Consider the following 26587-nt stretch of genomic DNA (forward strand, 5'->3'; position numbering starts at 1 on the left):
GGTTATTGTATTTCAAGCATAGTACAAACGCGTGAAAATGCGGGAGCGGCTATTCAACTGTGTCCGTATGACAAATCAACTGTGTTGCGGAAACGCGTCCCCAATGTTGAAAAAAAGGCCAACCAGAAAATTCTGGTTGACCTGATAACCGGGCGGCGCAGATGCGGAGTCGCCCGCTGCAGCGAGAGAGCGGCGAATCACGCTTGGGCTCGGCGGAGCCGGCGAATCGCTTCCGGGCCCGGGCGGAGCCGGCGATTCCGCTCCAGGGATCGGGCGGAGCCAGCGAAACTGCAAAGGTGCCGGGCGTAAAAACTGCGCCGCCGGGCGCAGCCGCACTTTCCCGACCGCACCACTTCCGGTGCGGGTTGCGACTTTGTGCAACGGGCGGTCATGAAGCGGATTGGCGGACCTGGTCAGGGGAAAGCCTGCAAAAGGAGGTTTTTTCAAAAAACTGCAAATGTGCAGGCTTTTTCCGCGGAAGCGGTCCGTTTTGGCGAAAAACCTGCGAAAGTGCAGGAATTTTCGATGAAAACGGATCTGAGCCGATGCTCGTGCCGAAAAGCCTGCACATTTGCAGGAATTTCCCGCAGCACGCGTCTTAGCAGGCAAAAACCTGCACTTTTGCATGTTTTCTGCGCACAACCAGGCGGTTATTGCTAGCGGCTCCGGCGTGCGGGATTCTGGGCAGCCTGACTTTTGCATGTTTTCTGCGCATTCCCGGCGCTGCCTTAGCGAGCAAGTTTTTCGACGGCCTCTTTTGCATCGGTGCTATTGCCGCCCGCGGCCGATTTCAGCACTTCGAACGATCGTTCGAAGTGCGACTCGACTCGTTTGTCTTTGCCCGTCCCCGACAATTAATGAAAATGAACGATGAACGTTCTGATCTCGTAAGGCTTCGTTTGAACTTCGATGAATGATTCGTACTGCCGCTCTCCGAGAGGCCGTTCGAGCAAATCGCACTCCTGCCAAGACATGATCCGGGCGTCGCTGGAAATGTCCACGGTCCCGCTGATGCCGGCGAACTCGTGAATTCTTACAATGACCGCAGCCTCGTCCTCGGCTTTTTTGACTGCGTCGATCATTACATGATCGCAGGAAATCCGGAACAAGCCGAACGAATCAGCGGCAGGCTTGCCGGGTGCGAACGTCAGCGGATTGTTAAGCGACCACGCGGACGGCACCGTTCCCCCGTCGTACCAGTCTCCGGCGTGCGGGTACAGCGAATACGTAAATTCGTGCGCTCCTTGGTCGGCCGTTGGGTCAGGAACCATCGCGGACTTGATCAAGGTGAGCCGCATTACGTTGTCTTTAATGTCATAGCCGTATTTGCAATCGTTCAGCAGGCTGACGCCGTAGCCGCGCTCAGACAAATCGGCCCACTGATGGCCGACCGATTCAAATCGGGCGTAGTCCCAGCTCGTATTCCAGTGCGTCGGGCGCTTCACGTTGCCGAATTGGATGTCGTAGGTCGCTTCCGTCGCCCGGATTTGCAAAGGAAACGCCACTTTTAACAGCTTGCGGCGCTCGTTCCAATCGACATGCGTCTGAAAATCGATTCTGCGGCTGTGCGCATAAAGCACCATGTCCTGCGCGACGGTAGAGTCCATATATGTCCACTCCATACGGACAACCGCAGCCAACGGCCCGATGTCCGTCACTTCGATGCGGGTCAGGCGCTCTACCTCTTGCTTTTTCTCCGTATAAAAAATGTCGATGTCCCACGCCTCGTGTCGGCCTTTCGGCTTATCCTCAAACACTTCGAACCGGTTGCCCGACTGGCCTTCGGCAAGTATCTCCCGACGCTCTATCCGATCGTAGAGGCGGACAATTTGACCGGCGGCATTCCACTCGATTTCATAAAACGGCGTCTCTAATCCTTGGGCCGTCGCCTTAAATTTCACCGGCACCGCCGCAGACTGACCGCCTAGCTCCCCGCTGCGGATTACCGCGTATCCCATCGGGGAAACGCGTTCCACCTTGACCCACCAGCTTTCGCCTACAAGCTGAGCCTCCAGCGGGCTTCCTGAAGCATCGAACCACTGTGCGTCCGCTTCTTCCCAAGGAATGCGCACGATATCCGTCCGCTCCCACGGAGCGCCGTTGAACACCGTCACTTCGCGCCCGCTTCCCCTGCCTTCCGTCATCCGGGAAACGGATTGCCGCCACACTTGCTCGCCGATGGCCAGCGCCTCATCGTACTCGATTCTGCTGTCCTCGTACACCTCGCGAATCGACGAGCCCGGGATAATATCGTGGAACTGATTGCGCAAAATAATTTTCCAGCCCTCATGAAGGGCCAGGGACGCTTCTTTTTCAGCCGCGAGGTCCGGAGCCTGCAAAATGCCGCTCAGCGCCTGCACCCACTCCGTTTCCCGGTACAGCAGCTCCAGCTTGCGGTTCATCCGCTTGTTATGCGCCTGACTCGTATACGTGCCGCGGTGCAGCTCCAAATACAGCTCGCCGTCCCATGTATGCACATACGAATCGGCGCTGTCGACACGCTGCTGCAGTTCGTCAAAATACTCGTCGGCGCGCCCCGTCTTCACCCAAGGAATGCCCGGAATAGCGTCCAGCCTGCGCCGCATCTCCAGCATCTCGCGGTTGACGCCCCCTCCGCCGTCGCCGAACCCGTATGCGAGCAGCAGCGACGAATTCAGCGTCTTGTCGCGGTAGCCTTCCCAAATCCCCTGCACCGAAGCCGGCGTCACTTTTCCGTTGTACGTGTAATAAAAAGCGCCTTCGCTCGTACCCGGGTCCGGCGTCGTAATAAAATGAGTCAGCACTTCCGTCCCGTCAATCCCCCGCCACTTAAACGTGTCGTGAGGCATCCGGTTGTACTGGTTCCAGCTGATTTTCGTCGTCATGAACGACTCGATGCCTGCTTTGCGCAAAATTTGCGGCAGTGCCCAACTGTAGCCGAACACGTCCGGCAGCCACAAATATTTGCACTCAACGCCGAATTCCTCGCGGAAAAACCGCGTCCCGTACAGCAGCTGCCGCACCAACGATTCCCCGGACGCCAGATTGCAATCCGCCTCCAGCCACATCGCGCCCCCGGCTTCCCAGCGGCCTTCCCGGACGCGTTCCTTGATGCGCTCGTAGATTTGCGGGTAATCCGATTTGATATATGCATACAACTGCGGCTGTGTTTGCAAAAAGACATACTCCGGATACTGCTCCATCAAACGCAGCACCGTAGAAAACGATCTCGCCGCCTTCTCCCGCGTATGCTTCAACTGCCACAGCCAGGCAACGTCAATATGCGTGTGGCCGATACACCGAACCACGACCGAGTGCAGCTTGGGCGCAGCCGTTAACGCCCGCCGCAGCTGTTCCCGCGCACTTGCAACCGAGCCGTAAAAACCGCCGCTCCCCGGCTTCGACCAGTCCAGCATCAGGAAGGCCTGATCCAGCATATGCAGCAGCTCATGCCGTTCCGGGCGCTTCTCGTCCAGAGTCCGCACCGTTTCAAGCAAGGCTTTGGCCGTGTAAAACAAATCGTCCGCGGCTTCATCCAGCCAGCAGACGGCGGCCAGCTCCAACCGGCTTTCCATGATGAGATAGCTTTGATATCCCCCAAGCCCGGACCATAGGCGGAAGCGAAGCTGCGCCGTAGTACCGATCGCCTCATCCGGCATAAACACCTCTTCGTGATTGGAGTCGACGCCCTGATACGGCTCCCCGTTCAAAAACAGCAGCGATTCGAACCCGCTGTTCGTTCCTTCCCCGGTATGTCCGAGCCGAAACCGGCCGAGCACTTTTCTCCCTTTCCATTCGTCCGGAATGAACACGTCGGCAGCGAGCCAGTAGTATACGTCGCGACCCGTCCAGCGATCTCCCAGACGGATCTCCTGCCATTCGCCGTCTTCGGACGGATACGCCCCGATCTTGCCCTCGGCATCGAGTTTGATGCGAAATGTATCGATATGCCGTTCATCGCGATAGCGGTACGGCTCCAAATCATTGATGCGCGCATGCAATTTCTCCACAGTCCAGAACATCAACATTTCTCCTTCACTATGCAAATATTCCCCCGCAAAGGGTGTGCTATGTCCATTGTACAAAAAAGAAATCTCCGCTTGTGACAGGCAATCCGACGAACATGGGGGGAAAATCATTCAATTATGAAACCTTACATGCAGAAACGGCTTACATTTCTCTCACTTTTTGCCGATGAATACTTTGAAGGGTATGAAATCCCTTATTTTTACAATTTCAAACCAACACAGAAAAGAAGGTGGCGTCAACATGAAAAGTTATTTGAAGTTCGCGTTCCTGTCGGCAGTGATTGGAAGCGTACTAATCAGCGCTCCCGGCTGCAGCAAAACCGCAAGTGAGGAACAGAGCAAAGGAAATGAAGAGCCGGTCACCTTAAAGCTTGCCTGGTGGGGAAATGATCAGCGCCGCGAGATGACAGAGAAAGTGGTGCAGCTGTTCCAGCAAAAAAATCCGTCGATCAAAATTGCAACGGCCAGCTTCGCAGGAACCGAGCCTCTTACGACTGATTTGGCTATGAAAGCGGTGGATCAGGATTTGCCCGACATTATTCAGACGGACTACAATTTCATGAGCCAATACGCAAGCCGCAAGCTCATCGCGCCGCTTGATTCCTACGTGAAAGACGGCATATTGAATCTGAAGGATGTAGATCCCTCCTACACCGAAAGCGGTAAAACGAACGGGCAATTGTTTGCCGTCACTCTGGCCATCAACGTGGCTTCAATGGCCTACGATCCGGCCGTGTTCGAGAAAGCGGGAGTCCCTGTCCCTCCGCCTGAGTACACGTTTGACGATTTGCACCGGACCGCCCTTAGTCTGAAAGCCAAAATCAAGGATAAGGACTTTTATCCGCTGGCCAATCTCCCCGATTTTTCGTATTATCTCCGGGGCAAAGGAGCCTCTTATTATAATAAAGACGGGACTGCGTTAGGCTATGATGACGACCAGTATTTCATTGAATATGTAACGACGCTGAAAAAATGGAAGGAAGAGGGGCTTATCGCTCCATCGCCCACTACATCGGGCAACGAGCTGCTCATCGCGCGCGGGAAAGCCGCATTCTATCACACAACGAGCAACCAGGTAAGCACGATAAGCAAAAACGCCGGCCACCTGATCAAAATATTGCCGCCGCCGGCCGTTGCCGCGGGCCAGGAAGCCAAATTTCTCAAGCCGTCCATGTTCTTCTCCGTGTCCAACTATTCGAAGCACAAAGAAGCGGCTGCCAAATTTATCGATTTCTTCATCAACGATCCGGATGCCAACGATATTTTGTCGGGCGAGCGCGGTGTCCCGGTTTCCTCGAAGATCAAAGACCGTCTGACGGCCAAATTGAATGACGCCGACAAAGAGCAGTATGCAATCATCGACTACGTGAAATCGCATGCCAAGCCGATCGATCCGCCCTCGCCCAAAGCCAGCGTCAACGTGGCGACCGTGTACAATATTGAATCGGACTATATCATAAGCGGGCAAAAAGCTCCCGAAGCTGCAGCCAAAGACTTCCGCACCAACGCCAACAATATTTTGAGCGGAAACATGGGAGGGGGCCACTGATCATGAAACTGACGATCGGCAAAAAACTGTACGGCGGATTCTCTGCCATCCTGCTGCTATTCATCATCATTGCATCGGCCAATTTCTTCTTCATCGCCAAGGTTAACAATACCTACGTCGAGCTCATGAACAATCGCGTAGCCCTAGTAGGCCTCATCAAAGATTTAAATGCCTCTGTCGGAGATGAGCAAACCGGCGTTTTCGGTTATTTGTTAACGGGAAATGCCGATCAGTTGAAGGACTACCAAACAGCGCAGGCAACGTTCAACCAGCTTATCAAAAAGGCGGAACAACTGGTTACCAAACCGGATCAGTGGGAAATTTTGCAGGGACTCGCACTGTTGCAAGAAAAGTACACCAGCGCCGCGGATCAAATGATCGACGCCAAGAAGCAAAACAAGACGGACCAGTACATTCAAGCCGCGAACAGCCAGGAGCTGGTGATCCAAAAAATCAACCAGGCCGCAGATAAGCTGGTCAGCAATCAGGAAACCTTCATGGCCCAGGAACAAAGCGACATCGCCGAGTTGATCGTTTCGTTGAAAATATCGCTAGCCATCATTACCGCGGCCACGCTGATCCTGGGGATTGGAATCGCATTTTTCATCAGCCGTTCCATTTCCAAACCCATTTTGCTGCTGTCCGCTTCCGCCGTCCGAATCTCTTCCGGCGACTTGACGGTCAAGGAAATTTCCGTCAAAAACCGCGATGAGATCGGCCAGTTGGCGGCAGCTTTCAATCAAATGACGAACAACTTGCGGCAGGTCATTCGGGAAGTCGGATTTCATTCCGAACAGGTGGCTGCATCCGCCGAGGAACTGACTGCCGGTGCGGATCAAACCAGTCAAGTAACCGAGCATGTGGCGAAGATTTCGGAAGAAGTCGCTGCCGGCACGGAACGGCAAGTGAATACGATTCAGGCAAGCACGCATTCGGTCCAGGAAATGGATTCGGCCGCCCGCCAAATTGCTGTCGAAGCGCAGACCGTATCCGATCAGGCTCAGCACGCTTCGCGGATGGCAACCGAAGGCAATGAAGCCGTTAAAACGGCAATCAGCCAAATGAATTCCATCAACCAAACCGTTCATGGCATGGCTGATGTCGTGCAAGGTCTTGGCGAGCGTACCGGGCAAATCGGCGAGATCATCGGATTTATTACGGACATCGCCAACCAGACCAACCTGCTGTCGCTCAATGCGGCGATTGAAGCCGCACGGGCCGGCGAGGCGGGAAGAGGCTTCTCCGTCGTTGCCTCGGAAATCCGCAAGCTGGCGGAGCAAACATCGCAATCCGGCAAAAAAATAACCGAAGTCATCAGCGGCATTCAACAGGATGTGTCCATCACGGCAAAAACGGTCAAAGAAGGTACGAAGGAAGTAAAAACCGGCATTGAAGCCGTACATACAGCCGGAGAGGCGTTCGACAAAATCAAAGAGGCGATTCACGAAGTCACCTCGCAAATACAAATTGTTTCCTCCTCTTCCCAGAAAATGACGAACGAAACGAAACAACTGGTCGTCTCGTTCGAATCGATCATGGCGATATCCGACCAAGCGGCAGAGGGAACGCACAGCGTATCGGCATCCGCCGAACAACAGCTTGCGACCATGCAAGAAATTACAAGCTCATCCGCAGCCTTGTCCAAAATGTCGGAGGATCTGCTCGAATTAATCGGAAGGTTCAAATTGAACTAAATTCAGTCCGGATCGCCTAAGAGACTAGGGACTGGTCCAAAAGAAGCTTTAGCTTCTGCGGAGTCAGCCCTCTGACAAAAAGACGCCTCATTACCGCTAATACAGTGGCACTGAAGGCGTCTTTTGGCATTAATAGTTTAGTTATTACAGCGTCGATGTTATCCCCACTTGAAAACTGCGGCGGTTGCACTTGACACATCGATAATTTTCGATATGATTATGTGTATGGAGCCAATTGAAATTTTTAAAGCACTGTCCAACGAGTCGAGATTGCAAATTTTGCATTGGTTGAAAGAACCTGAAAACCATTTTACGCCCCACGAAGGGATTGATATGAGGAAAATCGGGGTATGTGTATGTCAAGTCACGGACACGTTGAAGATGACACAGTCCACAACTTCCCAATATTTATCGATACTCCAGCGGGCAGGTCTGGTCACGGCGGAGCGGATCGGTAAGTATACGTACTTCAAAAGAAACGAGGAAGCGATACGCGAAATCGGTGCATTTTTCAATAATGAAATTTAATGACAACAAGCTGAATGCTTTCTAAGAATTCGGTTTGTTTCTGAGCTACATATCGATATATTTTGATATGTAGATTTTTTATGTATAACACATCGATAATTCATTATATATAGATGTGAAACAAATAAGGAGTGGTATAGTTGAAGGCAAGCACTTGGAAGGTTTATTTTTTGGCAATTGTCAGTTTTTTGGTCGGGACATCCGAGTATGTCATTTCAGGTATTTTGGACCAAATCTCGGATACGCTGGGGATTTCCATTACTTTGGCCGGGCAGTTTGTGACCGTTTTTTCCTTTGTATATGCCATTTGCACCCCCATATTGATGGCTTTGACGGCAAAAATCGAGAGGCAAAAGCTGCTTGTCGGTGCGCTGGGAATTTTCGTGGTAGCCAACATTTTGTCTTTTGTTCTGCCGGGCTTCGGACTTTTTGTGCTTGCTCGCGTGATCATGGCTTTAGGCGCAGGAATGGTTGTTGTAACCGCCTTGGATATAGCAGCGAAAATCGCGCCCGAAGGTAAGCAAGCCAGCTCTATTGCAACCGTAGTGATGGGGTTTACTACTTCATTAATTATCGGGGTTCCTCTCGGACGCATGATCGCTGCGGCATACGGCTGGAAATCGGTGTTCGGTTTCATTGCCATAATGGGGTTTCTGGCCATCTTTGTTCTATATAAAACGATCCCGCAAGTAAAAGGGGATGCCCCTGTACCTTTATCTAAGCAGCTTGCTCTTCTCAAAAGCAGAAAAGTGGCTCTTGGACTATCGATCACTTTCTTTTGGCTCGGCGGCTACTCGATAGCGTATACCTACATTTCTCCTTATCTTCTCAAGGTTGCGGGCTTAAATGAAGAAGTGCTCAGTGGAGTATTGTTGGTGTTCGGCGTGGCCAGCTTAATCGGTTCCAAATTCGGCGGCTACAGTACGGATAAATGGGGAGTTCCTTTCACGTTAGTCGGGGGAATGCTCCTGCACATCGCGGCTTTCCTGTTACTATCTGCTGCCGTTGCTCTAAAGGGTTCTTGGGTGCTCGTTGTCGCCGTTCTTGTATTATGGTCATTTGCAGCGTGGTCGTCCGGTCCTACGCAGCAATATAATTTAATCCGAATTAAGCCGAATTATTCGGGAGTCATGCTCGGGCTCAACCAGTCAACGATGCAATTATCGATGGCAGCAGGAGCGGGAATCGGCGGCCTCGCCGTGGATCGGGTATCTTTATCATCCATCCCGTGGTTCGGGACGATCGGTGTAGCGATTGCAGTCACGGCCTCGTTATTATTATTTTCATGGATAAGACAAGAAGCAAGAAAAGAAGGCATGCCGCAAGAGCATGCTTTGTCAGACTGATCCAGGCGCTTGCAGAATCGATCAATCGGCAAACCTGCAGGAGCATTAAGAGCCGTTTAGAAACCCCATATCTATCAGATGTGGGGTTTTCTTTGTTTTGGCATACGCCGCCCAGTTCGACTGGGGGCTTCTGTTCGAAATTTCGTACAGAAATTGTACTGATTTCGTAAAATCGAAAAATAGGTATGAAAAATCGAACAGAATACTGCCTATAGTGGTAAAGATGACTTTTGTATGCGAAAAATCATACAGAAAAGCGCAAAAAGGGACTGCAATAGGCCGTCTCATGGCAACGAGTTACGGCATCGAAAAGGGCCGGGAAAGAGACCCCTTTTCAGGGGCTTACCCGTGGTAACGTGGCAACACGCGGTTGGCAGACTTTCAATGCGCCTTAGAGGTGCTTGCTTGTAACATGCCCTTACAGGGCTCATGGAGGTCACCGGCTAACATTTTCAGCATCTCAGTATCTTGCATGTTTCCCTACTCAGGCATCCGCTTATCTCCTTCAACGCTCCGCGTTCTTCCGATGCCCGCCGCTTTCCGAAGCCGGCTGCTCTTCCACCAGTTGCGCGTCGATATCGATGATATCCGAGCTGCTTCCCGCTGCTTCGCCGAACAAATCTTTGAGCTTGTTCTTCGCTCTATCCTTCACTTCCTGGTCGATGCTCATCGCCACAGCGCCGAGCGCCAGCCCCAGCGCGCCCAAATCGTCCACATAGCCGACCACAGGCAGCAAATCCGGAACCAAATCCAGAGGCAAAATCAAATATCCGAGCGCCCCGTAAATTTGGACCTTGGCCTTAAGCGGAGTTTTCGGGCTATCTAACGCATAGAACAGCAGCAGTCCGCTGTATATGACTTTAGCTCCCGCCTCTTTGGCGGTCTTCTTGACCTTGTCCCAAAAACGGTCGTTGGAAAAATGCTTTTCATACTTGGAAGAATCCATCCCCCTACACCTCCATCGTCAATTGGAACCTCTGTTTTATCCCATTATATCACAAGGGCGCATTTGCCATAATCAGGACGGAATCCGCCATCCGGCTGCAAGAGCATGTTAACGGCCCTGGCGGAGGTTTAACATGATCGGCCCGAGGGGATGCTATCTAAAAATACAACTCTCAGCCATGCTCATACGTGATCATTTAAAGAAAATATAACCACCAGAAAGCGCTTTACAAACAAATATCAGTCATATATAATCATATTCGACAACAATCGAGCACGAAAGTGGTCAATTTCGCAAGAAAGTCACTGAATGGTAGCTAAGGAGGGATTCTTATGCTGTTTGAGGAAGAACGCCAGCAGAAGATTGCCGATTATGTGCAGCAGAAAGAGCGGGCTTCCGTTCAAGAACTGGCCCAGCATTTTCAAGTATCCGAATCGACCGTCCGCCGTGACTTAAGGATTCTTGAAAAATCCGGCCAGCTCAGGCGAACGCACGGGGGCGCGGTGATTATGTCAAGCGACAACTCGGAGCCTTCGTTTATTGAGAAAGAGGACCGCTATCGGATACAAAAGGAGGCAATCGCCAAGGAAGCTGCGGCCATGGTCCGCGAAGGAGATACCATTGTTATGGATTCCGGCACGACGACCTACTATTTGGCCAAAGAGCTCAAATCGTTCAAGCAGTTGACCGTCGTCACCAACTCTGTGATGGTAGCTCAGGAGCTTTCCAGTAATAAAGGCATCGATCTCGTGCTGACCGGCGGAATGCTGCGCCATGAGACGTTGGCTATGGTAGGCCCGCTAACCGAAAAGGCAATGGAATCCATGTATGTGGATAAAGCTTTTCTGGCTATAAATGGTGTGGACCCGGCCGCCGGACTGACGACGCCGAATATGCTGGAGGCCGCCGCCAAAAGAAGTATTCTCCGTTCCGCCAAACAAGTGATTCTGCTTGCGGATCACAGCAAATATGGAATCGTTTCGTTTGCCAAAGTGGCCGATTTGTCGGACATCGACGAATGCTTGACGGATGACGGGATTTCGGAGAATGCGCTGAACGATTTAAACGCAGCCGGTGTTTCGGTCACGGTAGTCCCTGTCGGGAAGGAGAAGGCATGAAAGCAAACGTACTTACAGTCACATTAAATCCTGCAATCGATAAAACCGTCACGGTCGAAGATTTTGTTATCGGCGGCTTGAACCGTATTAAAGAATGGAGAACCGATGCCGGGGGAAAAGGGATTAACGTCGCGAAGGTGCTCAAGCACTTCTCGATCGATGTCGTCTCCTGGGGATTGTCCGCAGGGCACCAAGGGAAGATGATTACGCGGAAGCTGCAAGAGCTGGGCATTCCCGGATTCTTTATCGAAACCGAAGGCGAGACCCGGACGAATCTGAAAATGTACGTCGAGAGCACGAAGGAAACGACGGAGCTGAACGAGTCGGGTTTTACGGCCGACGACAAGACGCTTGGCGAGTTCGTCAGCGCTTATCGGGAAGCGGTCAGGGACGTACCGGTTGTCGTGTTGGGAGGAAGCTTGCCTCCGGGAGCGCCGAACGATTTTTATAAAACGCTGATTCGCATTGCGAACGAAGCCGGAGCACGCACCGTGCTGGATGCTGACGGCCAGCCGTTCCTTCACGGCATCGAAGCCGTCCCTTATGCTGTGAAACCGAACATTCACGAACTGGAAGCGTTGTTCGGCGAAACGTTTCGTACGGATGAAGAAATTATAGCCGCAGCGAGAAAGCTTACCGGCAAAGGAATCGCATGCGTGGCCGTTTCTTTGGGCGGCGACGGTTCGATTCTGGTCAGCGGGCATGAAGCGTACCGCGCGAAACCGTTCCCCATCACACCGATGAGTACCGTAGGAGCCGGGGATTCGATGGTTGCGGCCTTGATCTATTGCTTACTGCACGGCAAAACGCTGGAGGAGATGACCCGCTGGACGTCGGCGGCGGGAACCGTAACAGCCTCCAAACCGGGCACACAGGTCTGCACGCTGGCAGAGGTGGAAGCTAACCTGGGCGGCGTAACGATATCAAAACTTGTATAACTGAAATGAAAATCATTTTAGGAGGTTAGACTATGAAAAAGATTCTTGCGGTAACCGCATGTCCTACCGGTGTAGCGCACACGTACATGGCCGCCGAATCGCTCGCGAAAGCCGCCAAGGAAAAAGATATTCCTATCAAGGTGGAAACCCGCGGGGCGGTCGGCGTTGAGAATGAGCTGACTGAGCAGGAAATAGCCGAAGCACATGCCATTATCGTAGCCGCGGATACGGATGTACTGGAATCCCGGTTCTCCGGAAAGCCGGTTGTCAAAGTTCCCGTAGCCCAAGCAATCAAAAATCCCGCCGGGCTTCTCGAAGAAGCGCTTAACAAGGAAGCAGCTTCAGCGGACGATTATCTGAAGCAGGTCGAGCAATCCAAGGCCCAACGCAGCGCTACCCGCTCCGGTCCTTACAAGCATTTGATGACCGGCGTATCCAACATGCTTCCGCTCGTTGTAGCGGGCGGATTGCTAATAGCGCTCTCCTTCGCATTCGGAGGCATCGAGGGGTTTAAAGTTCCCGGCACGATAGCCGCCGCATTAATGAATATCGGCGGCGGAGCGGCATTCGCTCTTATGGTGCCGATTTTGGCCGGATTCATCGCATTCTCCATTGCCGAAAAACCGGGTCTTGCTCCCGGTCTGGTAGGCGGGATGCTTGCGTCGCAGATCGGCGCCGGCTTCCTCGGCGGCATCATCGCCGGTTTCCTGGCAGGCTACGTCGCGCTAGCGCTCAAAAAATATATCAAGCTGCCGAGAAACTTGGAAGGCTTGAAGCCGATTTTGCTCATACCGCTTATTGCAACGGGTATAACCGGACTGTTGATGATCTACGTCATCGGCGAACCGGTGAAGGCGGTCATGGACGCTTTGACGGTATGGCTCAAAACGCTTGGCACGACGAATGCCATCCTGCTCGGCCTGCTGCTCGGAGCGATGATGGCGTTCGATATGGGCGGACCGGTGAATAAAGCCGCTTATACGTTTGCCGTAGGGCTGCTCGGAAGCGGCGTGTACGGTCCAATGGCGGCAGTCATGGCTGCCGGAATGACCCCTCCGCTCGGTTTATGGCTCGCTACGCTGCTTGCTCCGAAGAAATTCAGCAACGAAGAGCGGGATGCGGGTAAAGCCGCTTCCGTGCTCGGGATCGCGTTTATTACCGAAGGAGCGATTCCATTCGCCGCCGCGGATCCGTTCCGCGTCATTCCTTCGATCGTGGTCGGTTCCGGAGTAACGGGCGCAATGTCCATGCTGTTCGATGCAACGCTTCGCGCACCTCACGGCGGCATCTTCGTGCTGCTGATTCCAAACGCGGTGGGACACTTGGGGATGTATGCCCTGTCCATCGTAGCGGGAACAATTGTTACGGCAATCATGTTGAATATTTTGAAAAAGCCCGCCAAAGGCTGACGGATACAAATACACATCGGAGAGGGCACCGACCGCTCTCTCCATATATTTTAGGAGGAATAATCATGAATGTTCAGGAACTTTTGCACGATCAAAGCATTTTGATTCCGTTGGAAGCATCCGACAAGGAAAGCTGCATCCGGTCCATGATTGACGGGCTTGAAGCCGCGGGCTGCATCAGCGATAAAGCCGCTTACTTCGATGCCGTAACGAAAAGGGAAGCAACGGGATCGACGGGGATCGGCTTCGGCGTCGCCATTCCTCACGGGAAGTCCGCTGGAGTAAGCAAACCGGGGCTTGCTTTTGCCAAGCTGTCGCAACCGCTCGACTGGGATTCGCTGGACGGCAATCCGGTATCGATCGTCTTTATGATTGCCGTGCCGGAAGCGGCTGCAGGGAACGAACATCTGCAAATTTTGATCGCTCTTTCCCGCAAATTGATCGACGAGCAGTTCCGTGAAAGCTTGCTCGCCGTAACGGAACCCCAGCAATTGAAAAATATCCTGCAAGCGATCTAAGAGGAGATGAACGTCATGCTGTCAAAAGAGGTTACAATCCGGAACGAATCCGGTTTCCATATTCGCCCTGCCCAGCTTTTTACGGAGAAAGCGGCCGCTTTCCAATCGGTGATCAAGATCATTACCGATAACGCGCCTGACCGCACCGAAGTGGATGGCAAAAGCATTCTTGGATTGATGACTTTGGGACTGGCCAAAGGTTCCGTCATTACAATTGCAACGGAAGGTCCCGATGCGCAAGAAGCGCTCGATGCTTTGGTCGAATTGGTGGAGAGCGGTTTTGGGGAAGCGTAATGCTTGCGCTTAGGGCGCAGACGGATAGGAGGAAAGGCCATGTCTGAAACTATACTGCAAGGGCTTGGAGTGTCGGCCGGGATACGAACCGGTAAAGCATTCGTATATGCGCCTGCCAGGCTTACCGATATCGTGAAGAAAAAAACGGAGGATCCGGCAGCGGAAGTACTGCGGCTTCAACAGGCCAAGGCGCAATGCCTGGAAGAGCTCCAAGCGCTAATCGGGCTCGCCGAGAGCAAGCTGGGAGAGGATAAAGCGGTCATCCTGAAAGGACAGATCAGTTTTTTGCAGGACCCGACTTTTTATCCGCCGATGGAGAAGCTGATACTGAACGAACAGTGGACGGCAGAAACTGCGGTCGATCAAATCGTAACTCAAGTAGCCGGGTTGTTCGAAAGCATGGCTAACGAGTACATGCGGGAGAGGGCTGCGGATGTCCGCGACATAGGGAATCGGCTGTTCGCGCAGTTGTCCGGGCGCAAAGGAACGCAGTTGTCGGATATTCGGGAGCAGGTGATTCTGGTTGCGGACGATTTGACGCCTTCTGACACGGTTCAGTTGGATAAAAGCCTGGTTCTGGGCTTTGTAACCCGCATAGGCGGCAAAACCTCGCATACCGCGATATTGGCGAACTCTCTCGGAATCGCGGCCATTTTGGGCGTCGGCGACGGGATCGATTCCATTCGGCAGGCCGACGAGCTGATCATCGACGGCTCGACAGGCCGATGCATCGTGCACCCTTCCCGGGAGACGGCAGAAGCCTATCGGGTGCAAATGAGCAAAGAAACGGAAGAACAGGCCGAACTGCAAGCTTATGCGCAGCGCGAAGCGGTTTCCAAAGACGGCTTCCGCGTGGAACTGGCCGCCAATATCGGCACGGTGGAAGAATCGCTGACATTGGTGGATCAGGGAGCCGAAGCCGTAGGCTTGTACCGGACCGAATTTTTGTTCATGGGACAATCGCATATGCCCGGCGAGGAAACCCAATTCGCAGCCTACCGCGACGTAGCGAAAGCAATGCAGGGACGCCCGGTTGTGATCCGCACGTTAGATATCGGGGGAGACAAGGAACTGCCTTACCTGGAGCTGCCGAAGGAAATGAATCCGTTTCTCGGCTATAGAGCGATTCGGCTTTGCCTGGATCAAAAAGAGCTGCTCCTTACCCAGCTTAGAGCGATTTTAAGAGCAAGCGCATATGGCCATATCAAAATCATGTTCCCGATGATTTCGGGGATGGAAGAATGGCGGCAGGCCAAGGCCATCTATGAAGAAGCGCGCAGCGCGCTTCGCCTCGAAGGAATCGCCTTCGCAGACGATGTCGAGCTGGGCATCATGATCGAGATTCCTTCCGCCGCTTTGATGGCGCCGAGCTTTGCCAAAGAAGTGGATTTCTTCAGCATCGGCACCAATGACCTGGTGCAGTATACGGTCGCGGTCGACCGCATGAACGAAAAGGTTTCTTATCTCTATGATTACTTCCATCCGGCAGTCATTCGTTTGATCAAAACGGTCATCGACGCATCGAACCGCAGCGGAAAATGGACCGGCATGTGCGGAAGCATGGCCGGCGACCCGCTCGCAGCCCCTCTGCTCCTCGGCTTGGGACTTCATGAATGGAGCATGGCGCCTTCCGCGCTCTCCAAAGTGAAAAAAGCGATAACCCACATGGACCGCAGCGAATGCGCCGCCCTGGCGGAACGTATTCTGGACATGGACACGCCGGCCGAAGTTCGGCAAGCGCTTGAGGCGTTCAGTCAACTGCAGACGGTATAATCCGCGGGCAAGTTCGATAGAAAAAGCAGTTATCGCAGAGCGGCCTCTGCGATAACTGCTTATTTGGTTTGCCGGTTTTCGGCGATTTCATATCAGTTTGACGACGGCGCTAATCAAATAGGCGGAGGGCAGCAGCACGAATTGACCGAGCAGCGTGCCGAAAAAACGGCTCGTCATCAGTAGCACGTACACTTTGCCGAGTTGGTTTTTGTATGCTTCTTCATGCAGGGCCTTGTCCGTGATCAGCCCCAATTGGGGATCGATAAACAGCGTTAGCAAAATCGTCGCAATCCCGTTAATAATTCCGGATGCCTGCGAAGCCGTCGTACTGTACTCCGGCAGCAAATGAGCCGCATAGAGCGATGCCAGCACACCCACCGTATAAAATGCGGTGACCAGCACGTTCAACAGCACGAACCTTTTGGGAATGTCCAGATATCGGAATTGCAGCAGCATTTGCAGAGACGGTTTTTTGAGGTAATGCTTCGTATTTTTCAACTGCCCTATCGTAACGCTGGTAATCAGCTTCGGAATGGAGCCGGCGACTTCCAGCCGCGAAATGACCCGTCCTGATAGATGTACAAACGTAGGAAACATGGCGATTGCGATAATTGTACCGATGGATGACGCAAACATGATCATGCGCAAAATGTCCAGCAAGTTGAAATCCGGATGACGATTGGCATAGTCCACAAACTTGGCCGTCAAAGGGGCCTGGATCAAATTCGCCGTTCTGGAGACGAGAACGATAATCCCGGTCAACGATAGAGCCACCGCTATTTTGTTCAGTTTGACTCCGGCAAACCGCACCGAATAGGATAAAGTCTCAGCCGTATGGATGATCAAGGTCAATACGAATACGACGACTAAACTGCCGGTCATCACTTAATCTCCCCCCTTTTCCCCGCAAAGCAAAGTCTGCGACTCACTTGTTCCATTTCACCTTGTTGATCTCCTCCTTGAGCCGAAAACATTCCTGCAGATCGATGTCATACACATTGGCCAGCGCAGCCACATAATAGAGCACATCGTACAATTCCTCTTCAATCGTGCCTTTGATCGTTCCGTTTTCCGCCAGCCTTTGATTTTTTCGCAAAACTTCCGAAAGCTCTCCGGTCTCCTCAATCAGCTTATAAAAATAATGAAGCCGGTTATCGGGGGCATAATCCGTTTTTTTGATAAACTGCTGCAATTGCCTGAGCGTTAATTCCGTTTCCATACCAGTCCCTCCGATCAAAAAGAAAATTCCCGGCTGCGCCGGAGGCCGAATCCGGCTGTACCGGCAGCAGAACCCGGTTGCCCGCTTATGTATTTGACGCAGGACGCACCAAAAAAGGATACATGAGATACAGCCCCGCCGCATATAAAGCGATAGCCACGTATACGGGCAGCAAATGAATGAAGCTTGTATAGCCGATGTGCAAATGAACCAGCAGTCCCGCCGCAAAACCGGGCAGACCCCCAACCAGGAACGTCCACCACAGCCAGCTCTCCCCCTTGTTCACTCCCCACAAAGCGGAAGCGGTTATCGCCACCGCCAGCGAAAACAGCGCTCCGCCAAACCCCGCGCGGTCGTGGGCAATCAGCGGCACCAACCGCTCGTTCCAAGCGGATAGCTGCTCGGCGCTTACGCCGAGAAACTTCAAATCCGTCGGCACAAATACATCGGTCACGCCGATGAAAGAAATCGTCAGTCCGCCAATCCCCAGAGCGGCGCCGAGCACGACAAAACAGCACTGCCCCCATTGCGCCCTGCGCCAGACCGTATCGTTATACAAGCCCGGCGGTTTGCGGGACGGCCGATCTTTCAGCCCTCTCAGCGCAAGCAGCATCATCGGCAGCAAAATAGCAGCCGCTGTCGCATGCAGCGGATCGAAATAACCGTAGCCCAGATAAAGAAAAAAGCTGCTGAAACCGACCGCGCAGGAGGCAAATACCGCAGTTCTAGCCCAGTGCAAACCGTATCGAAGCCCATGCCGGGCCAATTGATAATAAAAGATGCCTATGGAAATCATCGTCCCAGCCAGCGTGATCCGATCGTGGGACATGAAATGCAGAACGCGCCGGTTCCATTGTAAAATGTCGCCGCGCCCCACGCCCAGGAAGCTCTCGTCATAAGGCAAAAGCACGCTCGTCTGCGCGATCAGCCAAGCCAGCACGCCTCCGAGCATCATGCCGATGCCGAGGAGGTTCATCCAGCCCCAGTTCGCCCAAAACGACGGCGGCTCGGGCTCCGGTGTTTCCCGAATGCGGTCATAGAGAACCGCTTCGTTGATTCGTTTGGGCAGCCCGGGCCCTTCATACACCAGCCCGCTGTGCAGCTGGATGCAGTTCGCGCCCGCGGCCAGCAGTTCCCGGGCATCCTGCGGCTGATGCACCCCGCCGCAGGCGACGATCGCCTGCCGCGCGTCCAGCATCCCGCGCAGCTGCCGGACCTTGGCCGTCGCCTCGCCGAGCGCGCCGGCCCCGACCCGGATTCGGCCGTCCTCCAGACGCACCGAATCGCCGAGCACTACACCGCCGCAGCGGCTTAGCGCCTCGCTGGCGGCAAGCGCCTGCAGTGCCGCCTGCGAAGCGTCCGGCGGCACATAGAGCAGCACAGGCTTGCCCGGCGCTACCGCGTCCGCAAGCTGCTGCGCCTGACGAAGGATGGCCGCCGCCGCAGCGGGCGGCCATCCTTCGGCGAGCGCGTCGAGGCTGAAGCCCGACGCGTAAGGCCCAAGCTTCACGAGCAGCTCGCGCAGCTCGTGGAGGGCCTGCTCCAGCGTCCGTCCGGGCATCGGACGCAGCCGGCAAAACAGCGGCAGCCGGTGCCCCGCGCCGCGCCGCAGCCGCTGAACGATGCGGTCGACGCCATCGTTCTCGTAGCCATCCGGGTAGACGATAGCCTCCTCCCCGGCCTCCCTGATGATCGGTGCGGCGCTGCGCACCTCCCGGACCGTGACCGGCCCGATTTCGATGTAGCCGAAGCCGAATTGGGACAGCGCTTTGTGCGCCGTGCCATGCGGATCGAGCCCGCCGCTCAGGCCGACGGGGCAAGAAATCGGCACGCCCGCAAGGTCTCCCGCCAAAATCGGCGGCAGCTCCACATGCCCCATCGTCCGAATCACAAAAGCGCCGCCCGGCATCCGGCTGAGCGCTCCCATCGCATGGAGCGTGAAATCCCGCGCCAATTTCGCCGAAAGACGAAACAGCAACGGCCGAAAAATAGAATGATAGGACCAATCCGGCATAGGCCCACTCCTGTTCGCAGCATAATCTGGAAAAGTTTCTCTTTTCAGTATACAGGTTTCCGCCGTTTTCTTCCTTACAAAATTAAACGTAGGGCTAATAGGCTGTACCTCCAAGGAACTGCAACCGTTCGCAAAGCTGCTTGACGCCGAAGATGGCGCGGCCGTTCGATAAGCAGCACGGGCAGCCAACGGGACCCTCAATTGGGGACGCTGCCATTCGTGAACCGGCTTGGCAAGCCTAACCCCCGAAAAGCCTGCGAAAGTGCAGGCTTTTTCCGTGAAAATGGTTCATTTTGAGAAAAAACCTGCGATTGTGCAGGAATTCTTGATCAAAATGGGTCTAAGCGCGTGTATTCGCTGAAAAGCCTGCACTTTTGCAGGAATGTTTCGTTTCAAGTGCCTCATCGAGCAAAAAACTGCACTTTTGCAGGCTTTCTGCATGCGGCGCTACCAAGTAGATGAGAAGCTGCTTGACGCCGAAGATGGCGCAGCCGTTCGATAAGCAGCATGGGCAGCCAGCGGGACCCTCAATTGGGGACGCTGCCATTCGCGAACCGGCTTGGCAAGCCGAATCCCCGAAAAGCCTGCGAAAGTGCAGGCTTTTTCCGCGAACATGGTCCATTTTGAGAAAAAACCTGCGATTGTGCAGGAATTCTTGATCAAAATGGGTCTAAGCGCGTGTATTCGCTGAAAAGCCTGCACTTTTGCAGGAATGTTTCGTTTCAAGTGCCTCATCGAGCAAAAAACTGCACTTTTGCAGGCTTTCTGCATGCGGCCCTGCCAAGCAGATATACTCCCGCCTGGCGCGCCAGTTTTTCGACAGTCCGACTTCGCAGGCTTTCTGCGCGCGCGTAGTCCGCCCCCCTGCCAACGTCAAAAAGCGCGATTGGCACCCGCTGCTCTCATGCCAATCGCGCCTGCACAGCGCCCGTTGTCCGAACCGGGCGCCAGGAGTCTGCATCTATGCCGCTTACGCTGCATAGAATCCGTCATTTTGCATATTCGGACAGACGCCTAGCTTCTGTCCACCGTAACTTCCGCGTCGGCGAAAAACTTCGCCGTCGCCAGGGAAGCTGCGCCGAGGACGGCCGAGCGCACGCCAAGCTGCGAGAACTCAACCGTCAGCTGCTTCCGCGGATGCGGCAGGGAACGCTGCTCCAGCAGCGCCAGCAGCGGCCGCTTGAGCCACTTCTCGGCTCCGGCCAACCGGCCGCCGAGAATAATAAATTCGGGGTTGTAGGCGTTGATCACGCCTATGACGCCAACCCCGAGGTAGTATCCGAGCCGCTCGAACAGCCGGACGGCAGCTTCGCTGCCTTCGTCCGCCAGGCGCAGCAGCTCGTCCACATCCGCTCCGTCCTCACCGCGGATCAGCCCGAGATCCCGCGCGTGCTTTTGGAGCGCGAGCTCGGATGCATACAGCTCCCAGCACCCCATGCTGCCGCAGCGGCACTTGGGACCGTCGTGCTGGATCGAGATGTGCCCGATCTCGCCGGCAAAACCGCTCGCTCCCCGGTACAGCTCGCCCTTAATAATAATGCCCGCGCCGATGCCGATCCCGATGCTGATATAGATCAGGTTCGCCGCTTCCTTGCCGGCGCCGAACTGCCGCTCGCCTACGGCCCCGGCATTCGCCTCGTTGTCGATCACAACCGGGATGCCGAACTCCGCCTCCACCATCTTCTGCAGCGGCACGTTCTCCCAGCCGAGATTCGGCGCGAACAGCAGATTGCCGTTCTCGTCGCAGATGCCCGGGAGCCCGATGCCGATGCCGACGATGCCGTACACGCTGTCCGGCGCCCGGCGAATGAGCTCGCGGATGCTCGCTTTCATCACTTCCACTACGTTGTCCACCGTATCGTTGTTATGCTGCACCGTGTATGCTTCGATCACTTTGCCGGTCAAATCGGTGAGAACGGCCAGGCAATCGTCCACCCCGAGGTCGATCCCGACGGCGTATCCTGCCGCTCCGTTAAACAGCAGCATCATCGGCTTGCGGCCGCCGCTCGATTCGCCCGCCCCGATTTCCCCGACCAGGCTGCTTTCCATAAGCTCGTTCACCAAGCTGGATACGGTCGCTTTCGTCAGCCCCGTCATTTCCGCAATCCGCGCGCGGGAGATCGGCGAATTCATGCGGATATGGCGCAGCACGATCGATTTATTTATTTTTTTAACCAGGTTCAAATCCCCTGTTTGCTTCATGACAAGCCCCCAACTGTGCGCTATTCGTCTGCCTTTTTTAGTATGAACTGATTTTAACACGATCGTCTGCTCATTGCACGGACTAAGTTTGTTTAATGAATTTACAAACTTTATGAATGATGATATGATTACAGCATAAGCATTTATTAATTCATGATTCCGGAGGTAGAGTCGATGAGCTATTTTGACAACATTCAAAAGATCAAGTATGAGGGCAAGACTTCCACGAACCCGCTTTCTTTTAAATTTTACAATCCCGACCAGATCGTTCTGGGCAAAAGCATGCGGGAGCATCTGCGTTTTGCAATCGCTTACTGGCACTCCTTCTCGGCCAACGGCTCCGACCCGTTCGGCAGCGGTACGGCGCTGCGCGCCTGGGACAAATACACAGGCATGGATCTGGCAAAAGCGCGCGTCGAAGCTTGCTTCGAGCTGCTGAACATTTTGGACGTGGACTACTTCGCTTTCCACGACCGCGACATTGCGCCTGAAGGCGACTCGCTCCGGGAAACGAACGCGAACCTCGACGAGATCGTCGCGCTGATCAAAGACAACATGAAATCCAGCGGCAAAAAGCTGCTCTGGAACACGGCAAACATGTTCACCAACCCGCGCTTCGTTCATGGCGCAGCTACTACGAACAATGCTGATGTGTTCGCCTATGCCGCAGCGCAAGTGAAAAAAGCGCTGGAGCACGGCAAAGAGCTCGGCGCTGAAAACTACGTTTTCTGGGGCGGCCGCGAAGGCTACGAAACGCTGCTCAACACGGACCTCGGCCTGGAGCTCGACAATCTTGCGCGCTTCCTGCACATGGCCGTCGACTACGCCAAAGAAATCGGCTTCGACGCGCAGTTCCTGATCGAGCCGAAGCCGAAGGAGCCTTCCAAGCATCAATACGATTTTGATGCGGCGACGACGCTCTCGTTCCTGCAAAAGTACGACCTGCTGCCTCACTTCAAATTGAACCTTGAAGCGAACCATGCGACGCTTGCGGGCCATACCTTCGAGCACGAGCTGCGCGTAGCGCGGATCAACGGCGTACTCGGTTCCATCGATGCGAACCAGGGCGATATGCTGCTCGGCTGGGATACCGACGAGTTCCCGACCGACCTGTACGCGACGACGCTGGCGATGTACGAGATTTTGCTTAACGAAGGCGGCATCGGCCGCGGCGGCGTGAACTTTGACGCCAAAGTGCGCCGTACTTCCTTTGAACCGTCCGACGTCGTCTATGCTCACATCGCAGGTATGGATTCTTTCGCACGCGGCTTGCAGGTTGCCGCCAAATTGATCGAAGACCGCGTCTTCGACAACATTCTCGACACGCGCTACGCTTCCTTCAAATCCGGCATCGGCGCGGATATCGTGTCCGGCAAAGCGAACTTCAAGACGCTCGAAGCCTATGCGCTGCAAAACGGCAGCATCGTCAACCAATCCGGCCGCCTCGAGTTGATCAAGGCTACGGTGAACCAATACATCACCAACGTATAATGCAAAAGCAAAGGAACCTCCCGCACCGGGGGGTTCCTTTATTTTTGCCGCACTTTCGCAGGCTTTGCCGGCGAATGTTCCGGGCGAAAGAACCATAAGTAGAAAACCCGCGATAAATAGAGCGTCGCCCACACGCTGAGAAACGTCCAGATCGGCTTCCAGGCGTAGTAATCGATCAGTTTCGTATATTTTTCGATGAGCGATTCCACGATCGTGATGCCAAGCGAGAATAGCGTAATGTAAAGAAAACGGGTTACGCGCCGCTTTTGTTCCGGATAAAGCATATTCATGTAGACGGCGACAGTCGGATAAGCCAAAAATTCGAATGTGAAGCTCGTCATATTTTTGTGCAGCCCCCTGACCGGATAAGTCAGCCACCCCATTTGGACAACGACAAGTCCGAATATCCAGTTGACCAGCTGCTGGAACAGAAATACGGCCTGCGCTTCCCTCCGCCAATCTTTGGGAACGAACAGCAGCGCCGTCACGCATATCAACCATACGACCACAAAAATGATTCGCTCCGCCGTCAACGCCCGTCATCCTCCTGCCGCTTCGTCTTCTGAAAATACCATCTGCCGTACATCCGCGAAAGGTTCATTCCCGCTAAAAAAACGGCGGCATTCAGCCAGATGTTAAAATGTTCATACCTGACAAGCTGTGTAAACAAGGTTAGTGAATAAACGTAAAGACAGCTTGCGGTAACAAAAAGCGCCTGATACGTGGCTTTGTTAAGCAAACTGCCCTTCTCCGGGTAATATAAATAAAAAATCGCAGTAATCAAGGGGAACAGCACATAATTGTTCGTAAAATTGCCGCCCGTCGCCTGCGGAAACTCACGCACCGGGTTCGCGATGAAATTGTTTTCCACAAGAAGCAGGCTGGAGATCCAGGTCAGGAACTGACTCGATAAAAATACGAGCACCGCCTCGCGCACCCGGGCTCTGGGCACCAGCAGGAGAGCCGCAATCAGGCATACTATCCAGACAGCCGCGAGCACTATGCGCCCCAAGATCATTCGTTCTCACCCTTCGGGAATAAATCATATTCTCCCAATATTCCCTTATTGCGCGAAAATATCCATGGAACGAGCTTCTTTTTGCTCAATTGAGTCCTCAAGCGCGGCTGCGTTCCAAGATCCGTCTTCGTTGTTGTCACGAACCGTTTTTTGCAGCACGAAGGAGGACATCGTCAGAAACAAAGCCGTGACTGCGTAATAGCCTTGCACCGACAGCGGCTGCTGAAGGTTGACGATGCCGACAAACATCGCGAGCAGTGCACAAACGAAAGCGCTCCAGGCCATGAAAGTGAATGCCGCCGTATTGCGTTTACGGGAAGAATGCCCGTCTTCCATGTTGTCCCGGACGACTTTTTGCAGAACGAATGCCGACATGGTCAAAAATAATGCGCTGACCGCATAATACCCTTTTACGCTAAGCGATTCTTCCAATGTATAAATCCCGATGAACATCGCCAAAAAAGCGGCGATAAACGATGCCCATGCCATAAACGAAAATGCTGCCGTATTTCTTTTCCGATTTGTATCCATCTTCCATTCCTCCATCAGGTTGCTTGCCGCAACGCGTTATGTACGATTACTTGAACTTATTGTAGGACAGACCGGCCGATTCAAATAGTACTAACTTTAAATAGTACTGAAGCGATCGCAAGCATAATTTGGGCTAGACATACACCTATTGCGGATAGGCGGAATACGTTAAAAGTAATGAAGTACAGGAACGTCAGGAGGAATTTCCGCATGCAGATTCATGTAGTTCAACGTGGTCAGACATTATACAGAATCGCTCAAACTTATGGGGTAACGGTGGGGGATATTACGGAGGCCAACCAAATAGCTGCGGCTCAGTCGCTCGTCATCGGACAGGCTCTGGTTATTCCGATCGTCGGCTCGTATTACCGGGTGATGCCCGGCGACACTTTACAGTCGATCGCCCAAAAATTGGGCGTCGCCGCGCAAACGCTCGCTTCGCTCAACGACCTCAGTCCGGATCAGCCGCTTGAAGCAGGCTCCGCTTTGTACATTCCGCCGGCGCCAAGGCGCGATGCCGAGGTCAATGCTTATCTGGAACCTCACGGGCATCATGTGTCTGCGCCGCTGCTGAATTCGGCCCGCGAGGCGGCGCCGAATCTTACGTATCTCGCCCCGTTCAGCTTCCGTATTTTACGCGACGGCTCGCTGCAGGCGCCCCCTTTGAACGGCCTGGAATCGATTGCCGCGCAGTCGCAGGTCACGCTGATGATGGTTGTTACGAATTTGGAGAAAAGCCAGTTCAGCCCGCAGCTTGGGCATTTGATTTTGAACGACTTAACGATTCAGAACCGTTTGCTCGAAAATATTAAGGCAACCGCCAAGCGGTACGGCTTCCGGGATATTCATTTTGACATCGAGCATCTGCGGCCTGATGACCGTCTGGAGTACAACCGCTTTTTGCGGAAAGCGGCGGATCAGCTCCACCGCGAAGGGTATCTGATGTCGACTGCGCTGGCCCCCAAGACGAGCTCCGCGCAGACAGGCGAATGGTATACGGCGCACGATTACAAAGCGCACGGGCAAATCGCCGATTTCGTCATCATTATGACGTATGAGTGGGGCTACAGCGGGGGGCCGCCCATGGCCGTTTCGCCGATAGGGCCGGTGCGCAAAGTGCTGGAGTATGCGCTCAGCGAAATGCCCGGCTCGAAAATTATGATGGGACAAAATTTGTATGGCTACGACTGGACGCTGCCTTACGTGCATGGCGGGAAGTTCGCCAAAGCGATCAGCCCGCAGACGGCGATCGATCTGGCTCGCAGGCACAGAGCGAATATTTTGTACGATCATAGGGCGCAAGCCCCGCACTTTCACTATTGGGATCCGTCCGGAAAAGAACACTCCGTCTGGTTTGAAGACGCCCGCTCGATTCAGGCGAAATTTCTTTTGCTGAAGGAACTGGGTCTAAGGGGCATCAGCTATTGGAAGCTCGGTCTCAGCTTTCCGCAAAACTGGCTGCTGCTGGAGGACAATTTTAACATTGTAAAACGGTGAGGAACGACCGGTACAGACAACCATGTCCGCAGCTGGAATCTCGCCGGGCCGAATAAATTTCCTGCGGGATGGGAATAGTAAATCTGCCTATTTTGACGCACATTTGAGCGAGTCGGAGGTATGCATGATGATTCCGCGGCTGTATACGAAGTTGGCGCTGTTGTCGTTTTTGTGCTTTGCCGCCGCTGTCGGAGCAGGGCATAGCCATTCCCCGGAAGCTGCCGGCGGCAGCGCTTCGCCGCTCGGTTCGGGCGTTCCACCCTCGTACGCCGGTTATTCCGAACGTCCGCCGGAGCCTGCCGCACATTCCGCAGCGGGTCGCAGCGGCTATCTCGGATTGCTCGGGCTGCTCGGCCTTATCGGGCTTCCCCGCGCGCGGAACAGCCGAAGCCGGGTCGAATGAGATAAACCTCTATCGAAGCTTTCGAAGATGTGGTAAAAGGAGCAAGACCTTCAAAACAGGTCTATGCTCTTTTTTGCATTCACGGGCCGTAA

At 53.9% G+C, this 26587-nt stretch carries 22 protein-coding genes and 1 pseudogene; 13 read left to right on the plus strand and 10 right to left on the minus strand.

The features are described from left to right. Positions 1 to 854: 854 nt before the first annotated feature. Positions 855 to 4001, minus strand: coding sequence for an alpha-mannosidase (locus AC0LWT_RS17740; protein WP_474682596.1), 3147 nt, complete (start codon positions 3999 to 4001; stop codon positions 855 to 857). Between the two features lie 247 nt (positions 4002 to 4248). On the opposite strand from AC0LWT_RS17740, the gene AC0LWT_RS17745 reads away from it, so the two are divergent. From AC0LWT_RS17745 to AC0LWT_RS17760, 4 genes are all read left to right on the plus strand, one after another. After that, positions 4249 to 5556: an ABC transporter substrate-binding protein gene (locus AC0LWT_RS17745; RefSeq protein WP_474682597.1), complete on the plus strand. Its 1308-nt coding sequence runs from the start codon at positions 4249 to 4251 to the stop codon at positions 5554 to 5556. Positions 5557 to 5558: 2 nt separating this feature from the next. Next, positions 5559 to 7250 carry a methyl-accepting chemotaxis protein gene (locus tag AC0LWT_RS17750; protein ID WP_474682598.1) on the plus strand — a complete coding sequence of 564 codons (1692 nt, stop codon included), beginning with the start codon at positions 5559 to 5561 and terminating at the stop codon, positions 7248 to 7250. Positions 7251 to 7475: 225 nt separating this feature from the next. Beyond that, complete coding sequence (locus AC0LWT_RS17755) at positions 7476 to 7778, plus strand: ArsR/SmtB family transcription factor (protein WP_474682599.1); 303 nt, start codon at positions 7476 to 7478, stop codon at positions 7776 to 7778. A 140-nt stretch (positions 7779 to 7918) separates the two neighbouring features. Continuing rightward, positions 7919 to 9124: an MFS transporter gene (locus AC0LWT_RS17760; protein ID WP_474682600.1), complete on the plus strand. Its 1206-nt coding sequence runs from the start codon at positions 7919 to 7921 to the stop codon at positions 9122 to 9124. Between the two features lie 505 nt (positions 9125 to 9629). Here the strand turns inward: AC0LWT_RS17760 and AC0LWT_RS17765 are convergent. Next, positions 9630 to 10070, minus strand: coding sequence for a YkvA family protein (locus tag AC0LWT_RS17765; RefSeq protein ID WP_474682601.1), 441 nt, complete (start codon positions 10068 to 10070; stop codon positions 9630 to 9632). Between the two features lie 332 nt (positions 10071 to 10402). Here AC0LWT_RS17765 and AC0LWT_RS17770 point away from each other — a divergent pair, with 332 nt between their 5' ends. From AC0LWT_RS17770 to ptsP, 6 genes are all read left to right on the plus strand, one after another. Beyond that, positions 10403 to 11188 carry a DeoR/GlpR family DNA-binding transcription regulator gene (locus AC0LWT_RS17770; protein ID WP_474682602.1) on the plus strand — a complete coding sequence of 262 codons (786 nt, stop codon included), beginning with the start codon at positions 10403 to 10405 and terminating at the stop codon, positions 11186 to 11188. Continuing rightward, the gene (gene pfkB / locus AC0LWT_RS17775) at positions 11185 to 12126 is read left to right on the plus strand and encodes a 1-phosphofructokinase (protein ID WP_474682603.1); all 942 of its coding nucleotides are present in this window, start codon (positions 11185 to 11187) and stop codon (positions 12124 to 12126) included. The genes AC0LWT_RS17770 and pfkB overlap by 4 nt, the downstream gene beginning before the upstream one ends. A 32-nt stretch (positions 12127 to 12158) precedes the next feature. Beyond that, positions 12159 to 13535: a PTS fructose transporter subunit IIC gene (locus AC0LWT_RS17780; RefSeq protein ID WP_474682604.1), complete on the plus strand. Its 1377-nt coding sequence runs from the start codon at positions 12159 to 12161 to the stop codon at positions 13533 to 13535. A gap of 65 nt (positions 13536 to 13600) precedes the next feature. Beyond that, positions 13601 to 14053, plus strand: a complete 453-nt coding sequence (locus AC0LWT_RS17785) for a PTS sugar transporter subunit IIA (RefSeq protein ID WP_474682605.1) — start codon at positions 13601 to 13603, stop codon at positions 14051 to 14053. 15 nt (positions 14054 to 14068) lie between these two features. Beyond that, positions 14069 to 14347 carry an HPr family phosphocarrier protein gene (locus AC0LWT_RS17790; RefSeq protein WP_474682606.1) on the plus strand — a complete coding sequence of 93 codons (279 nt, stop codon included), beginning with the start codon at positions 14069 to 14071 and terminating at the stop codon, positions 14345 to 14347. A 39-nt stretch (positions 14348 to 14386) separates the two neighbouring features. After that, entirely contained in the window at positions 14387 to 16120 is a 1734-nt protein-coding gene (gene ptsP, locus AC0LWT_RS17795; protein ID WP_474682607.1) for a phosphoenolpyruvate--protein phosphotransferase, read from the plus strand. 87 nt (positions 16121 to 16207) lie between these two features. Here ptsP and AC0LWT_RS17800 read toward each other — a convergent pair whose 3' ends face one another. The 4 genes from AC0LWT_RS17800 to AC0LWT_RS17815 form a co-directional block, all read right to left on the minus strand. Then, entirely contained in the window at positions 16208 to 17002 is a 795-nt protein-coding gene (locus AC0LWT_RS17800; protein ID WP_474682608.1) for a lipid II flippase Amj family protein, read from the minus strand. Between the two features lie 43 nt (positions 17003 to 17045). Next, positions 17046 to 17339, minus strand: a complete 294-nt coding sequence (locus tag AC0LWT_RS17805) for a MazG nucleotide pyrophosphohydrolase domain-containing protein (protein ID WP_474682609.1) — start codon at positions 17337 to 17339, stop codon at positions 17046 to 17048. An 85-nt stretch (positions 17340 to 17424) separates the two neighbouring features. Beyond that, positions 17425 to 19353 carry a beta/alpha barrel domain-containing protein gene (locus AC0LWT_RS17810; RefSeq protein WP_474682610.1) on the minus strand — a complete coding sequence of 643 codons (1929 nt, stop codon included), beginning with the start codon at positions 19351 to 19353 and terminating at the stop codon, positions 17425 to 17427. Positions 19354 to 20367: 1014 nt separating this feature from the next. After that, positions 20368 to 21555 (minus strand): ROK family protein, encoded by a 1188-nt coding sequence (locus AC0LWT_RS17815; RefSeq protein ID WP_474682611.1) that lies wholly within the window; start codon positions 21553 to 21555, stop codon positions 20368 to 20370. Positions 21556 to 21729: 174 nt separating this feature from the next. On the opposite strand from AC0LWT_RS17815, the gene xylA reads away from it, so the two are divergent. Further along, a complete protein-coding gene (gene xylA / locus AC0LWT_RS17820; RefSeq protein WP_474682612.1) occupies positions 21730 to 23046 on the plus strand; it encodes a xylose isomerase in 1317 nt (438 codons plus the stop codon). Between the two features lie 38 nt (positions 23047 to 23084). Here xylA and AC0LWT_RS17825 read toward each other — a convergent pair whose 3' ends face one another. The 4 genes and pseudogenes from AC0LWT_RS17825 to AC0LWT_RS17840 all read right to left on the minus strand — a co-directional run. Further along, positions 23085 to 23579, minus strand: coding sequence for a CBO0543 family protein (locus tag AC0LWT_RS17825; RefSeq protein WP_474682613.1), 495 nt, complete (start codon positions 23577 to 23579; stop codon positions 23085 to 23087). Next, complete coding sequence (locus AC0LWT_RS17830) at positions 23576 to 24064, minus strand: CBO0543 family protein (RefSeq protein WP_474682614.1); 489 nt, start codon at positions 24062 to 24064, stop codon at positions 23576 to 23578. Before AC0LWT_RS17830 ends, AC0LWT_RS17825 begins: the two co-directional genes overlap by 4 nt. 45 nt (positions 24065 to 24109) lie before the next feature. Beyond that, positions 24110 to 24400 (minus strand): YiaA/YiaB family inner membrane protein, encoded by a 291-nt coding sequence (locus AC0LWT_RS17835; protein WP_474682806.1) that lies wholly within the window; start codon positions 24398 to 24400, stop codon positions 24110 to 24112. Then, a pseudogene (locus tag AC0LWT_RS17840) lies at positions 24392 to 24595 on the minus strand (YiaA/YiaB family inner membrane protein); the annotation flags it as partial. The pseudogene AC0LWT_RS17840 and the gene AC0LWT_RS17835, both read right to left, overlap by 9 nt. Positions 24596 to 24805: 210 nt before the next feature. Between AC0LWT_RS17840 and AC0LWT_RS17845 the strand changes: the two are divergent. Beyond that, positions 24806 to 26092 (plus strand): LysM peptidoglycan-binding domain-containing protein, encoded by a 1287-nt coding sequence (locus AC0LWT_RS17845; RefSeq protein WP_474682615.1) that lies wholly within the window; start codon positions 24806 to 24808, stop codon positions 26090 to 26092. Between the two features lie 124 nt (positions 26093 to 26216). After that, entirely contained in the window at positions 26217 to 26495 is a 279-nt protein-coding gene (locus AC0LWT_RS17850) for a hypothetical protein (RefSeq protein ID WP_474682616.1), read from the plus strand. Positions 26496 to 26587: the final 92 nt, after the last annotated feature.

Source organism: Paenibacillus sp. sgz302164, assembly GCF_056120505.1.

Coding starts and splice junctions, on each gene's coding strand:
- AC0LWT_RS17740 (WP_474682596.1), bottom strand. CDS start 4,001: ATGTTCTGGACTGTGGAGAAATTGCATGCGCGCATCAATGATTTGGAG.
- AC0LWT_RS17745 (WP_474682597.1), top strand. CDS start 4,249: ATGAAAAGTTATTTGAAGTTCGCGTTCCTGTCGGCAGTGATTGGAAGC.
- AC0LWT_RS17750 (WP_474682598.1), top strand. CDS start 5,559: ATGAAACTGACGATCGGCAAAAAACTGTACGGCGGATTCTCTGCCATC.
- AC0LWT_RS17755 (WP_474682599.1), top strand. CDS start 7,476: ATGGAGCCAATTGAAATTTTTAAAGCACTGTCCAACGAGTCGAGATTG.
- AC0LWT_RS17765 (WP_474682601.1), bottom strand. CDS start 10,070: ATGGATTCTTCCAAGTATGAAAAGCATTTTTCCAACGACCGTTTTTGG.
- AC0LWT_RS17770 (WP_474682602.1), top strand. CDS start 10,403: ATGCTGTTTGAGGAAGAACGCCAGCAGAAGATTGCCGATTATGTGCAG.
- pfkB (WP_474682603.1), top strand. CDS start 11,185: ATGAAAGCAAACGTACTTACAGTCACATTAAATCCTGCAATCGATAAA.
- AC0LWT_RS17780 (WP_474682604.1), top strand. CDS start 12,159: ATGAAAAAGATTCTTGCGGTAACCGCATGTCCTACCGGTGTAGCGCAC.
- AC0LWT_RS17785 (WP_474682605.1), top strand. CDS start 13,601: ATGAATGTTCAGGAACTTTTGCACGATCAAAGCATTTTGATTCCGTTG.
- AC0LWT_RS17790 (WP_474682606.1), top strand. CDS start 14,069: ATGCTGTCAAAAGAGGTTACAATCCGGAACGAATCCGGTTTCCATATT.
- ptsP (WP_474682607.1), top strand. CDS start 14,387: ATGTCTGAAACTATACTGCAAGGGCTTGGAGTGTCGGCCGGGATACGA.
- AC0LWT_RS17800 (WP_474682608.1), bottom strand. CDS start 17,002: ATGACCGGCAGTTTAGTCGTCGTATTCGTATTGACCTTGATCATCCAT.
- AC0LWT_RS17805 (WP_474682609.1), bottom strand. CDS start 17,339: ATGGAAACGGAATTAACGCTCAGGCAATTGCAGCAGTTTATCAAAAAA.
- AC0LWT_RS17810 (WP_474682610.1), bottom strand. CDS start 19,353: ATGCCGGATTGGTCCTATCATTCTATTTTTCGGCCGTTGCTGTTTCGT.
- AC0LWT_RS17815 (WP_474682611.1), bottom strand. CDS start 21,555: ATGAAGCAAACAGGGGATTTGAACCTGGTTAAAAAAATAAATAAATCG.
- xylA (WP_474682612.1), top strand. CDS start 21,730: ATGAGCTATTTTGACAACATTCAAAAGATCAAGTATGAGGGCAAGACT.
- AC0LWT_RS17830 (WP_474682614.1), bottom strand. CDS start 24,064: ATGATCTTGGGGCGCATAGTGCTCGCGGCTGTCTGGATAGTATGCCTG.
- AC0LWT_RS17835 (WP_474682806.1), bottom strand. CDS start 24,400: ATGGAAGACGGGCATTCTTCCCGTAAACGCAATACGGCGGCATTCACT.
- AC0LWT_RS17845 (WP_474682615.1), top strand. CDS start 24,806: ATGCAGATTCATGTAGTTCAACGTGGTCAGACATTATACAGAATCGCT.
- AC0LWT_RS17850 (WP_474682616.1), top strand. CDS start 26,217: ATGATGATTCCGCGGCTGTATACGAAGTTGGCGCTGTTGTCGTTTTTG.